Here is a 12,657-nt window from a genome sequence, read left to right on the forward strand (position 1 = left end):
GTCTTATCCTTCCCGTGCGCCGTAGCGGATGCGCGGATCAAGCAGCACCAGCAAGAGGTCCGAAATCATCGTGCCGATAAGGGTCAGCAGTGCCACGAACATCAACACAAAGGCGGCGAGGAACTGGTCCTGCGACTTCAGCGCGGTCAGCAAGGCCGGTCCGATGGTCTGCAACCCCAGCACCACGGACACCAGAACCGACCCCGACACCATGGCGGGCAGCAGGTTGCCAATATCGGCCACAAACGGATTGAAGGCCATGCGCAGCGGATACTTGGTCAGCAACTTGGCCGGGGCCAAACCCTTTGCCATCCCCGTTTCGACATAGGGTTTGCTCAACTCATCCAGCATATTGGCCCGCAGGCGCTGCATCATGGCGGCCGCCCCGGATGTGCCGATCACAAAGGTCGGCACGATCAGGTGCACAAGCACGCTCTGCACCTTGGCAAGGCTCATGGGCTCGCCTTCGAATTCGGGCGCCATCAGACCGCCGATGGGCAGGCCCAGATACTTGTGGCCGTAATAAAACAGGATCAGCGCAAGCAGGAAGTTCGGCGTAGCAAGGCCCAGATACCCGACAAAGGCGGTGGTGTAGTCGACCCATGTGGCCGACCGGGCCGCGGCCAGAACGCCAAGGGGCAGGGCAACAAGATACACAAACAAGACGGCGGCAAGGTTGACCAGCACGGTCAGCCACAGTGCGTCACCAACGATGTCGGCAACCGGCGCATCAAACTCGAATGACCATCCAAAATCTCCTTGTAGCAGTCCGGAGAACCCTTGGGGGCCGGGGGCAACGCCCACCCAGATCAGGTATTGCTCCCACAAGGGGCGGTCGAGCGCGTATTCGGTGCGCAGGAACTCTGCCTTGGCGACACCTTCGGCTTGGCCCGTGGCGCGCAACTCGGCGATCTGGTTCGACAGGTAGTCGCCAGGGGGCAAGTTGATAATGATGAAGATCAGGATGGAGACGACGATCAGTGTCAGCACCATCGTCAACAGCCGGTAGGCTGCATAGCGGATGAACATCATTCGCTCACCTGCGCGATCTGTTCAGCGTCTGCGAAAAAGAATTCGTCAATCCGGTGCACGCCGAAATGTGCGCCGGGGTCCCATGCCCATTTGCCTTGTTCCGGCACGTTCCGCAGGCGGTCAGAGACGACAACTGGTTGCGGGGCCTCGCTCAGGATACCGATGCCGAACTGGTTGTCGGCGTGGATTTTAAGCATCTCGCGCCAGATTTCCCTGTGCTCTACGGGGTCTTCGGTGTTTTGCCACGCCATGCTCAGCGCCATCAGACGTTTGCCCGCCTCCAGGTCCACCGGTTCGCCCGCCGCACCATGGGTCTGGTAGTATTGGCCCCATTTCGGCCAGGCAAAGAACACCTGATCCGTCGGGGCAAGGTAGGTTGGTGGTGTGCTTGGTTGCGGCAATCCGTTGTCCCAGCCAAACCAGACCGAGGCCATGGTCACACCGGAAAAGACACGGTTGCGCAGGATATCCCGGTCCAGCGGGCGCATGATCAGCTTGATGCCAATATCCCGCCACGTGTCCGTGATGATCGCAAGCGCGTTCTCGACCTCCTGCCGCTCGCCCGCGGTTTCAATCACGAACTCCATCGGGCGACCGTCCGGCAACAGGCGCGTGCCCGCTGGGGTGCGTTTGTTCAGGCCCATCTGGTCCAGCATCACATTGGCGGTGTCCGGGTCATAGATGGCCCATTGGGTCAGGTTCGCGGGATCAAACAATGGGCTTTTGGCAAGCGCCGTCATTCCGCCTTCCTTGCCAAGGCCGAAATACAGCGCGCGGTTGATCATCCGCCGGTCGATACCCAGCGACAGGGCGCGCCGGAACCGCGCGTCGCGCATAACCTCGCGCCAGACCGGATCGGCAAAGTTCAGGTTGGGATAGATGGCAATCTGGCTCGCTGCACCATTGGACCACAGGTAGGTGCGGTACGGCGCGCCATCTGCCTCTCCCTTCTTCAGGATCGACACGTCGCGAAAGTCGAGCCCCCGAGCTTGCAGATCGGTCTCGCCCGCATTGGTCTTGGCCGCCACAAGGCCCGATCCCACGATGTCCATCTCGACCACGTCGATATAGGGCAGTTGCACACCGCGCGCATCGATGCGGTGGAAATAGGGATTGCGGACGAACAGGTGCCGCATGGCCGCCCCGGTCGATGCCGGTTTCCATGGCTGCAAGGTTGGCAGTTCGTGATTGTCGAACTTGTACAGGTTGTCGAGCTTGTTGTGCAGTGGCGCCCAACTGCGCACGCGCTTGGCGTCGATCATCTCCTCCATCGCTTCCTTGGTATTGAAGGCGACGTGGAACTGCTTGAGGTAATGGGCAGGCCGGTAAATGAAGGGCGGGCTGGCCTGGGCCAGCAGCTGCAAGAAGTTGGGGTTTGCCTCCGGAAACTCTACGACGACCGTTACCTCATCAGGGAAGGTCATCGTGGCGATATCTTCGCCCAGGCGCATGATCTCGGGCGGGCCGTTTGGGCTCAGTTCCGCATTCTGGGCGACGTGCTTCCACCAATATTCGAAATCAGCCGAGGTGAAGGGCGCACCATCCGACCAGCGATGACCGGGCCGCAGATGCAGGGTGAAAATGCGCCCCTCTTCGACATCGACATCGCGCAGGATATCGGGCTTCAGCTGGTAATTGTGGTCATAGCCGACCAGCCTGGCGTAACCATAGACCACCATCTGGCGGACGTCCTTGGTGCGCGTGACCATGGTGCGCAACGTGCCGCCCTGGGTTCCGAACTGCCGACCCTTGGCCTCAAGATCGACAACAAGGGGCACTTCCGGAACGCGGTCCGCGGCCGCATCCATCTGCCCCTTCTTCACCTCTGGTGCCCAAAACGCACTTTCTTGCACGATGGGCCGGGCCAGGGCGGGCAGAGCGATGGCGCCGGCAAGAACAATAGCTGTCAAACGTCTAAACATGGCAGCGCACCTTGTGTCCGGGTTCGATCTGGATGAGGTCAGGGGCCTCCAGCCCCTCAAAGCGAAACATATCTGGCCAGCTTGCAGGCGATCCGGCGCCACGCGACACCTCGGCCAAGTCAATCGGACGCTGCACATCCGGCTCGGGCTGCGCCGCGATCAGGGCCTTGGTGTACGGATGGCGCGGGTTGTAAAACAGCGTCTCCGGCGGAGCCTGCTCAACAACGACACCTTGACGCATCACGGCCACCTCATCGGCAATGCGGGCGACAACGGCCAAGTCGTGGCTGATGAACAGATAGCTCAGCCCCATCCCGTCCCGTATGCGCTCCAGCAAACTCAGAATCTGCTCCTGCACCGACACATCAAGGGCCGAGGTCGGCTCGTCACAGACCAGTAGAACAGGGTCCAAGGTCAACGCACGGGCAATGGACAGCCGCTGACGCTGCCCACCGGAAAAGGCGTGCGGGTAGCGCATCAGCATATCGGGGTTCAAGCCCACCCAGCGCAGCATCTCGGCTGCCTTGTCGCGTCGGGAAATTCGGTTGCCAATGCGGTGAATTTCCATCGGCTCAGTCAACGCCTCCTGCACCCGCATGCGCGGCGACAGCGACGAATAAGGGTCCTGAAACACCATCTGCGCCTGCCGCTGAAAGGCCACCTTGTCGGAACGGCTCAGCGCATTGATGCAAACCGGATCGGCCCCTTGCTCGGGACGAAACAGCACCTCTGACCCGTCATCCGGCACTTCTGCCCCCAGCGCGATGCGGGCACAGGTGGTCTTGCCCGATCCACTTTCGCCCACAACGGCCAGCGTCTTGCCACGGGGCAGCTTCAGATTGACGTCCACACAGGCATGCACCTTCTTCTTCTCGCGCCAGCCCCCGGCACGCACTGTGTATGTCTTGCACACGTTGTTCAGCTCAAGGATCAGATCTTCGGCTGGCAAAGGCTCGGATGGCTTCGGGTCCTTCGGGATCATCGGGGCGGCGGCAAACAGCTTTTGTGTATAGCCATGGCCCGGCTCGCCCAGAACAACGGGGGCCGGACCGCTTTCCATGACATGACCCTTGTTCATGACGACCACGCTGTCGGCCATGTTGGCAACGACACCCAGATCATGGGTGACAAGGATCATCGCCATGCCTGTGTCGCGCTGCAAATCTTTCATCAGGCCCAACACCTGCGCCTGCGTGGTGACATCCAGGGCAGTGGTGGGTTCATCCGCAATCAGCAGATCGGGCTTGGCCACCATGGCCATCGCGATCATGGCGCGCTGCCGCATCCCGCCCGACATCTCGAAAGGATAGGCGCGGAAAGCGCGTTCAGGGTCCGCGAACCCGACGCGTTCGAATGTTGCCAGCACATCCTGCTTGGCCTCTGCCGCCGACATGTTGCGATGCAGGGTCAATACTTCACACACCTGATTGCCAATGCGGTGTAGCGGAGACAAGGACCGCATGGGTTCCTGGAAAATCATTGAAATACGGTTGCCACGAATGCTTCGGATACTGTAGCTCGACAAATCGAGCAGATCGGTCCGCGCGTCACCTTCTCCGAAAATGATCGACCCCTGACGCAATTGCGCTGTTTTCGGTAAAATGCGCAGGACCGACCGACAGGTCAAAGTCTTGCCAGACCCACTCTCACCAACCAGCGCCAGCGTCTCACCGCTCGCGACCGAGAAGTTGACGCCCGCCACGACCGGAGGAGCCGAGCCAAAGCCGATCGACAGATTCTTCACTTCCAGAAGCGGGGCCATTCATGGTCCTTTTTTCGCGCACAGGTCTTGAAATCAGTGAACCCGATTCCATCCATCACGTCCATACACGGGAAAGCCGCGCAAATGTGCTACCGCTTGATCACTTTTTGCCCCATCTAGGGCAAAAGCAAAGGAAATGATCATGCAACAAAGCCGCCTTGACCTTTTTGTCGACCGTATGGTGTCCCAACGGGCCTGTCTGGATCACGCAGCGAACGTCATCGCGGACATGGACGGGCCGGTGTTCGAGCTGGGCTTGGGCAATGGGCGCACCTACCATCACATGCGGCACATCATGCCGGGCCGTGACATCTATGTATTCGAACGGGCGGTGGCTTCCCACCCTGACAGTACGCCGCCCGACGACATGGTTCTGCTGGGCGACGTCTTTGAAACCTTGCCGCAGGCGCTTGAACGCTTTGGATCTACGGCGGTTCTGATCCACGCCGATCTGGGCGGACACAATGCACAAAAGAACGATCTCTTTGCGCAGAAAGTCTCACCCATCATCGCTCCGTTGCTGGCGTTGGGCGGACTGATGGTGTCGTCAGATCGGATGTATTTCGACGATCTGGTCGAACAGCCCCTGCCGGATGGCGCGGTTCCTGGTCGTTGTTTCATCTACCGACGCGACAGCTAGGCAACCGGCGGGCCAGTGGAAAGCGGCCCTTCGGGGAGAGTTTATCTGGCAAGATGAAGAGCGGATCGGCGCCAAGTGACGTTGCGGCGTGTTTTGAATCGCTTGCCCTTTTTCTGTGCACGCCTAGGCTGAAACATGCGCAGGGTGGAGGACCTATGCGCGTGTTTCAGAACCAGCGGAGGACCCATGAGCGACAAGATTGCCTATTCCAGAGAAGGCGACATCGCCATCCTGACGGTCCAGAACCCGCCTGTGAACGCGCTCAGCCATGCTGTGCGCCAGGGCCTGTGGGACCGCATGGATCAAGCCGAGGCCGACAATGGCGTGCGCGCCGTTCTGATCGTGGGCGAAGGGCGTGCGTTCTTTGCCGGTGCCGACATCACCGAATTTGGCAAACCCCCGCTTGAGCCGCACCTGCCTGACCTGATCAATCGGATCGAAGCGTCACCGCTTCTCGTGGTGGCCTCCATGCACGGTGTCAGTTTGGGCGGCGGGCTCGAGGTGGCGCTGGGCTGCCACTACCGCATCGCGGTGCCCTCGGCCAAGGTGGGCTTGCCCGAAGTGCATTTGGGTCTGATCCCAGGTGCTGGCGGGACACAGCGGCTGCCACGCCTGACAGGGGTTGAGGCGGCGTTGGATGTGATGACCACTGGCCGGCATATCGGAGCTGGCAAGGCCCATGAACTGGGCATCATCGACGTGATCGAAGACGGCGATCCAAAGGCCAACGGCATCGCCTATACCCAGCGATTGCTGAATGAAGGCGCAAGCCGCCGCCCGATATCCGAAATGGACCCGCCTGCGGCAATCGATTGGGACCGGGCGTTCGAAACCATTCTGGCCAAGGGCCGCGGTCAGATTTCGCCAGCTTGGTGCGTGCGTGCGGTGCAGGCTGCAGTCGAAAAACCCTTTGCCGAAGGGCTGAAGGCCGAGCGTCAGATTTTTTACGACCTCATGCAAACGGATCAACGGCAGGGCATGATCCACTCGTTTTTCTCGGAACGCGCGGTGGGCAACCTGCCGGAGCTGAAAGAGGTCAAACCAAGAGGCATCCAGCACATCGGTGTGATCGGCGGCGGCACGATGGGGGCCGGTATTGCCACGGCTGCCCTTTTGTCCGGGTTGGAAGTGACGATGCTGGAAATGAGCGCCGAGGCCGGGCAGGCCGCCCGCGACCGGATCGAGCGCAACCTGTCTAGCGCTGTGAAACGGGGCAAGATCACCCCAAACCAGCACGATCAGATCCTGACGCACACGCTTGTGGTCGTGACCAATTACGACAAGCTGCAGGACGTCGATCTGGTGATCGAGGCCGTGTTCGAGGACATGGCGGTCAAGAAAAAGGTGTTTGCCGAGCTGGACCGCGTCTGCAAACCCGGCGCCATCCTCGCCTCAAACACATCCTATCTCAACATCGACGAAATTGCCGCCACCACGTCGCGTCCCGCTGACGTGCTGGGCCTGCATTTCTTCTCACCAGCGCATGTGATGAAGCTGCTTGAGGTCGTTGTGGGTGACGCCACCGCGCCCGATGTCACCGCCACCGGCTTCGCGCTGGGCAAGATGCTGGGCAAGATCAGCGTCCGCGCGGGCGTCTGCGACGGGTTCATCGGCAACCGCATCCTCGCCACCTATCGCACCGCCGCCGACCAGATGATCCTCGACGGCGCCTCGCCCTACGACATAGACGAAGCGCTCGAAGACTTCGGCTTCGCCATGGGCCCCTTCGCCGTGGCAGACCTCGCTGGTCTCGACATCGGCTGGGCCGTGCGCAAACGCAAACGGGCCGAAGGGTACGCCCCCAAACGCGATGCCACCTACGCCGATACGCTCTGCGAACAGGGCCATTTCGGCCAGAAAACGGGCAAAGGCTACTACGATTATGCCGCTGGCCCGAAGGCGCGCGTGCCCAACCCCGACGTGCTGCCAATGATCGAGGCAGACCGCGCGCGGCTCGGTATCACGCCCCGGGACTTCACCCACGAGGAAATCGTGCGTCGCTACATGGCGGCCATGGTCAATGAAAGCGCCAAGGTCGTGGGCGAGGGCATCGCCCGCCGCCCCCTCGACGTCGATATGACACTGCTCTTCGGTTACGGCTTCCCTCGCTACCGGGGCGGCCCGCTCAAATGGGCGGACATTGTGGGGCTTGAGCCGCTCCTCAACGACATCAAATCCTACGCCGCCGAAGACCCCGACTTCTGGGCACCCGCCCCGCTGCTCGAACAGCTGGTGGCCGACAACAAAACCTTCGATGACCTGAACAAAAAGGGCTGAGATATGGACCTGAGCTATTCCCCCGAAGAACTGGCCTTCCAGGAAGAGATCCGCACATTCCTGCAGAATGATCTTCCAAAAGACATCGCTGAAAAGGTCCGGCTGGATCGGGACTTGACCAAGGACGACATGGAACGCTGGCATGCGATCCTGAACGCGCGTGGTTGGCTGGCCCAGAACTGGCCCGCGGCATACGGCGGCGCCGAATGGTCCGCCGTCCAGCGCCACATCTACGACACCGAAGCCGCCGCTGCCCACGCCCCCCGCATTGTCCCCTTTGGGTTCTCAATGCTTGGCCCCGTCCTGCAGAAATTCGGGTCCAAAGAACAGCAGGACCACTGGCTGCCGCGCATGCTGGATGGCACTGACTGGTGGTGCCAGGGCTATTCGGAACCGGGCGCAGGCTCCGACCTTGCCTCGCTGAAAACCAAGGCGGTGCGGGACGGTGACCACTATATCGTCAACGGGCAAAAGACATGGACGACGCTGGGCCAATTCGCCAACATGATCTTCTGCCTTGTCCGCACCGACCCGGATGCAAAGCAGCAGGAAGGGATCAGCTTCCTCCTGATCGACATGGACACACCGGGCGTCGAAGTACGCCCCATCATCCTGCTGGACGGCTGTCACGAGGTGAACGAGGTCTGGTTCACGGACGTCAAAGTACCCGTCGAAAACCTCGTGGGCGAGGAAAACAAGGGCTGGACCTACGCCAAGTACCTGCTCACGCACGAACGCACCGGCCTCGGCGGTGTCGGGTCGAGCGAGGCCGGGCTGAAGGCGGTCAAACGCATCGCCAAGGCCGCCAATCACAACGGCAAGCCGCTTCTGGAAAACCCCCACTTCGCGGCCCGCGTCGCACAGGTGGAAATTGACCTGCGCGCCATGGCCACCACCAACCTGCGCATCATCTCGAAAGCGGCAGCAGGCGAAGCGCCGGGTTTGGAAGCGTCCATGCTCAAGGTCAAAGGCTCGATCCTGCGTCAGGAAATCAACGACCTCGCGCGCCGCGCTGTCGGCCCCCACGCCATGCCGTTTGCGTCCGAGGCGATCGAGGGCGCCAATGACCGGATCCCCGACCCGTTCGATGCAGGCCCCGTTGCAGGCCAGTATTTCAACAACCGCAAGCTGTCGATCTTCGGCGGCTCCAACGAAATCCAACGCGGCATCATCGCCAAAGTGACCATGAGCGGAGGCGCATAATGGACTTCAACCTAACCGAAGAGCGGCAAATGCTGCAGGACACTCTGCGGCGCTACCTGCGGGAACAATACGGAACCGAACGGCGCAACCAAATCCTTGAGTCCGATACCGGCTTCTCACCCGACATCTGGGCGGAACTGGCCGAACTCGGCGTGCTCGGTGCGCTGTTCACCGAAGATCAGGGCGGCTTTGGCGGCGCAGGCTTTGATATCGCCGTTGTGTTCGAGGAACTGGGGCGTGCAGGTGTTGTCGAACCCGTCCTGGACTCGGCCTTGATCGGGGGCCGGTTGCTCGCCGCCGCAGGCAAGGCCGATATGGTCGAACAGGTCATTGGTGGCGCGCTGCACCTCGCGGTCGCGCATGGTGAGCCTGACAGCCGCTATGATCTCGACCACGTCAACACGACGGCCAGCGATGGCAAGCTGACAGGCCGCAAGGCCGTCGTGATGAATGCCGAAGCCGCCGATCACCTGATCGTCTCGGCCAAGGATGGCGACACCATCGCGCTCTACCTCGTGGACAAGGGGGCCGCAGGTCTCGATATCCAGGGTTACCCGCTTCTTGCCGGAGGGCGCGCGGCAGAAGTTACGCTGGACAACACACCTGGCACCGCCTTGGGCCTCGGTCTCAGCGATTTTGAGGCGGTCAACCGCCTCGCCATTGTCGCCCAATGTGCCGAGGCGCTGGGCGCCATGGACACGGCAACTGCGCTGACCAAGGATTACCTGATGACGCGCAAGCAATTCGGGCGGCCCATCGGCACATTCCAGGCTCTTGCCCACCGCATGTCCGACCTGCTGACCGAGATGGAGCAGGCACGCTCGGCCGTCATCAATGCTGCGGGTTATGTTGCGGATAGGGACGCCGATCTGCACCTGTCCGCCAGCAAGAACCTGATGGGGCGCATCGGGCGGCTCGTGGCCGAGGAAGCCATCCAGATGCATGGTGGCATTGCGATGACGCAGGAATACGAACTGGCCCACATCGCAAAGCGGATCATCATGGCCGACCACCGGTTCGGCGATACGGACTACCATCTGGAGCGGTTCATTGCACTCTCTGCCGCCTGATGCCGATCCAAACGGGCCGGGCATCATCCGCGACGAAACCGGGGCGCAGACGCTGCTCGGCTACGTCGTGGACATAAGGGAAGCGGACGGCGTGTCGCGCTGCTGGCTCGATGTCGGCGCGCAGCACGGCAACCGCCACGGCGGTCTGCACGGCGGCATCATGTCCGCCATGCTCGACAACGCCATGGGCTTTGCCGCGGCACGAACCGGCAACGACGATGGCAGCACAAAGGTGGCCACGTTGACCATGACCACCAACTACCTCGCCCCAGCAAGCGGTGGAGTGGTTGTGGCCACGGGCGAAGTGTCTGGCGGCGGGCGCAGCACGATCTTTACCGAAGGCCGATTGGAGGACGAAAATGGTACCGTCCTTGCCACGTCCACAGGCGTCTACAAGCGGGTGAAAGGTGCCTAGCGTCTATGATCTTCTCGCCCATCAGGTCGCAACCCGACCGGATGCACTGGCGGTGGAGGACGCGACCGGCGCTCACCTGACCTATGCTCAGCTGGGCGCTGCCGCAGACGAAATCGCCGAAGTCCTTAGCGGCAAAGGCATCGCGCAAGGCGACCGCGTGATGATCGTCTCCGAAAATTGCGCCGCCAAGGTTGCAGCGCTCTTTGCCACGTGGTTGCTTGGCGCCATCGCTGTTCCAATCAACGCCCGCCAAACGCCTGCCGAACTGGCCCGCGTCGATGCTCATGCCGAACCCAAGGCAGTGTTCTTCACAACACAGGTCTCGCCAGATGCTGCGAAGCACAGCATCACCGCACAGAACGAAATCGCAGATATAGACGCTGGCACCATATCCGGCATATGGGGTGAGCTTGCTCTACACTGTCCCCGCGGGGACAGTTTCGCCGGGGACGAAGACGTCGCCGTCCTGCTCTATACCACAGGAACAACGGGTGATCCCAAAGGCGTCATGCTCACCCATTCCAACGTCTGTTTCGGTGGCAGAACCAGTGCCGAGTTGCGCGGGATGACACATGATGATCTGATCTATGGCGTTCTTCCGACAACCCACGTCTTCGGGCTGTGTTCTGTTGTCGTCGCCGCCATCCACGCCGGCGCGCCGGTACGGCTGGTGCCCCGTTTTGTCGTTGCTGATGTGTTCGATGCGCTGCGGGACGGGATCACCCTGTTTTCTGCGGTCCCTCAGATGCACGCCCTTCTTATGGCACACGCCAAGACGTTGGGATTGTCGGATTTGGGCTCTGACACGTTGCGCTATGTGTCCTCCGGTGCCGCACCGTTGGACCCCACCTGGAAACGTGAGGCCGAAGTATTCTATGGGGTCGCAATTCAGAACGGATATGGCATGACCGAAAGCACCGCGGGAACGGCGGCCACCCGAAACAGGATTGGCGATCCGGACACCTCGGTTGGACCCGCACTGCCGGGCATTAAGATCGCGATTGATGAGGCCATCCCCGGGGGAGAAGTGCTGACCCGCGGGCCACACGTAATGAAGGGCTACTTCCGCAACCCCGATGAGACAGCGAAGGTGTTGGACACAGATGGATGGCTGCGGACAGGCGACCTTGGGCAGATTGATGCAGAGGGTAAATTGCACATTCTGGGCCGGGCGAAAGAACTGATCATCCACGGTGGGTTCAACGTGTTCCCACCCGAGGTCGAGGCTGCGCTGAACGATCACCCGGATGTCGTGCAGGCCGCCGTTGTCGGGCGAGCGAAGGACGGGGATGAAGAGGTGCTGGCCTTTGTTCAGCTTCCGAACGGCAGCGCGCTTTCAGAGGAAGATCTGCGCGCCTTCGTCAAGGACCGGTTGGCAGGGTACAAACGCCCGTCACGCTACGTGTTGGCGCAAAGCCTGCCCGCTGCACCCACCGGAAAAATCCTGAAACACAAGCTGATCGAGACGTTCTCAGACCAGTTGGACTAGGTCCAGACGCCCTCAGCCGCGGCGCGAATATTGCGGATGTTCTCACCATAGGGAGCCGGGTCACCCACGGAGCCGCCACGGAATACGGCGGAGCCCGCGACAAGAACGTCTGCCCCTGCCTTTGCCACCAAAGGCGCAGTGGTCGGATCGACGCCGCCGTCAATTTCGATGTGCACCGGGCGGTCACCAATCATCACGCGCAGGGCTTTGATCTTGGCCGTCATGTCGATGAATTTTTGCCCGCCAAAGCCGGGGTTCACGGTCATCACGCAGATCAGGTCGACCATGTCCATCACCTCTTCGACCGCTGCGGCTGGGGTGCCGGGGTTGAGGGCAACGCCTGCCTTCATGCCCGCCCCACGAATGGCCTGCAGCGTGCGGTGGATGTGGGGCCCTGCCTCGATATGGGCGGTCAGGACATCGGCCCCGGCATCGGCGAAGGCTTGGATGTAAGGATCGACCGGTGCGATCATCAGGTGCACGTCCATCACGCCCTTGATGTGCGGGCGGATCGCGGCACACGTCGCCGGGCCAAAGGTGATGTTGGGGACGAATTGGCCATCCATCACGTCCACATGAATCCAATCCGCACCCTTCGCTTCGACCGCAGCACATTCCGCGCCAAAATTGGCGAAGTCGGCTGCGAGGATGGATGGGGCGATCTTGATCGAGCGGTCGAAGGTCATGCCGGACTCCTTGCATGTTTGGGTGCGATATATCGGTCCGGCGACCCGGTGGGAAGGGGCCCTTCGGGGAGGATTTTTTGGAACAGAGAAGGTGGGACACATGGAGGTGCACCGCGCTGTGTGGTTTGAAATGTACGGGTGCATTTCTGTGTTATCCAGAA

At 61.3% G+C, this 12,657-nt stretch carries 10 protein-coding genes; 6 read left to right on the forward strand and 4 right to left on the reverse strand.

The window, feature by feature from the left end; translation table 11 throughout:
* Positions 1–3: 3 nt before the first annotated feature.
* From IE087_RS14720 to IE087_RS14730, 3 genes are read right to left on the reverse strand one after another with little or no spacing between them, the layout of a single operon-like run.
* Entirely contained in the window at positions 4–1,032 is a 1,029-nt protein-coding gene (locus tag IE087_RS14720; RefSeq protein ID WP_189370127.1) for an ABC transporter permease, read from the reverse strand.
* Positions 1,029–2,954 (reverse strand): ABC transporter substrate-binding protein, encoded by a 1,926-nt coding sequence (locus tag IE087_RS14725; RefSeq protein ID WP_189370128.1) that lies wholly within the window; start codon positions 2,952–2,954, stop codon positions 1,029–1,031. Before IE087_RS14725 ends, IE087_RS14720 begins: the two co-directional genes overlap by 4 nt.
* Positions 2,947–4,716, reverse strand: a complete 1,770-nt coding sequence (locus IE087_RS14730; RefSeq protein ID WP_189370129.1) for an ABC transporter ATP-binding protein — start codon at positions 4,714–4,716, stop codon at positions 2,947–2,949. Before IE087_RS14730 ends, IE087_RS14725 begins: the two co-directional genes overlap by 8 nt.
* A 136-nt stretch (positions 4,717–4,852) precedes the next feature.
* Between IE087_RS14730 and IE087_RS14735 the strand changes: the two genes are divergently transcribed.
* The 6 genes from IE087_RS14735 to IE087_RS14760 all read left to right on the forward strand — a co-directional run bounded on the left by IE087_RS14735 (position 4,853) and on the right by IE087_RS14760 (position 11,810).
* Entirely contained in the window at positions 4,853–5,356 is a 504-nt protein-coding gene (locus IE087_RS14735) for a class I SAM-dependent methyltransferase (RefSeq protein WP_189370130.1), read from the forward strand.
* Between the two features lie 186 nt (positions 5,357–5,542).
* Positions 5,543–7,633, forward strand: a complete 2,091-nt coding sequence (locus IE087_RS14740; protein ID WP_189370131.1) for a 3-hydroxyacyl-CoA dehydrogenase NAD-binding domain-containing protein — start codon at positions 5,543–5,545, stop codon at positions 7,631–7,633.
* A gap of 3 nt (positions 7,634–7,636) precedes the next feature.
* Positions 7,637–8,836, forward strand: coding sequence for an acyl-CoA dehydrogenase family protein (locus tag IE087_RS14745; protein ID WP_189370132.1), 1,200 nt, complete (start codon positions 7,637–7,639; stop codon positions 8,834–8,836).
* The gene (locus tag IE087_RS14750) at positions 8,836–9,906 is read left to right on the forward strand and encodes an acyl-CoA dehydrogenase family protein (RefSeq protein ID WP_189370133.1); all 1,071 of its coding nucleotides are present in this window, start codon (positions 8,836–8,838) and stop codon (positions 9,904–9,906) included. Before IE087_RS14745 ends, IE087_RS14750 begins: the two co-directional genes overlap by 1 nt.
* A complete protein-coding gene (locus IE087_RS14755; RefSeq protein WP_229801397.1) occupies positions 9,887–10,321 on the forward strand; it encodes a PaaI family thioesterase in 435 nt (144 codons plus the stop codon). The genes IE087_RS14750 and IE087_RS14755 overlap by 20 nt, the downstream gene beginning before the upstream one ends.
* Positions 10,314–11,810, forward strand: coding sequence for a class I adenylate-forming enzyme family protein (locus tag IE087_RS14760; RefSeq protein WP_189370134.1), 1,497 nt, complete (start codon positions 10,314–10,316; stop codon positions 11,808–11,810). The genes IE087_RS14755 and IE087_RS14760 overlap by 8 nt, the downstream gene beginning before the upstream one ends.
* Here the strand turns inward: IE087_RS14760 and rpe are convergent.
* The gene (gene rpe / locus IE087_RS14765; protein ID WP_189370135.1) at positions 11,807–12,496 is read right to left on the reverse strand and encodes a ribulose-phosphate 3-epimerase; all 690 of its coding nucleotides are present in this window, start codon (positions 12,494–12,496) and stop codon (positions 11,807–11,809) included. The two genes, IE087_RS14760 and rpe, sit on opposite strands and share 4 nt — an antisense overlap.
* Between the last annotated feature and the right edge of the window lie 161 nt (positions 12,497–12,657).

Source organism: Tateyamaria omphalii, from assembly GCF_014651375.1.
Taxonomy (GTDB): domain Bacteria; phylum Pseudomonadota; class Alphaproteobacteria; order Rhodobacterales; family Rhodobacteraceae; genus Tateyamaria; species Tateyamaria omphalii.

Coding starts and splice junctions, on each gene's coding strand:
- IE087_RS14725 (WP_189370128.1), bottom strand. CDS start 2,954: ATGTTTAGACGTTTGACAGCTATTGTTCTTGCCGGCGCCATCGCTCTG.
- IE087_RS14720 (WP_189370127.1), bottom strand. CDS start 1,032: ATGATGTTCATCCGCTATGCAGCCTACCGGCTGTTGACGATGGTGCTG.
- IE087_RS14735 (WP_189370130.1), top strand. CDS start 4,853: ATGATCATGCAACAAAGCCGCCTTGACCTTTTTGTCGACCGTATGGTG.
- IE087_RS14745 (WP_189370132.1), top strand. CDS start 7,637: ATGGACCTGAGCTATTCCCCCGAAGAACTGGCCTTCCAGGAAGAGATC.
- IE087_RS14730 (WP_189370129.1), bottom strand. CDS start 4,716: ATGGCCCCGCTTCTGGAAGTGAAGAATCTGTCGATCGGCTTTGGCTCG.
- rpe (WP_189370135.1), bottom strand. CDS start 12,496: ATGACCTTCGACCGCTCGATCAAGATCGCCCCATCCATCCTCGCAGCC.
- IE087_RS14740 (WP_189370131.1), top strand. CDS start 5,543: ATGAGCGACAAGATTGCCTATTCCAGAGAAGGCGACATCGCCATCCTG.
- IE087_RS14750 (WP_189370133.1), top strand. CDS start 8,836: ATGGACTTCAACCTAACCGAAGAGCGGCAAATGCTGCAGGACACTCTG.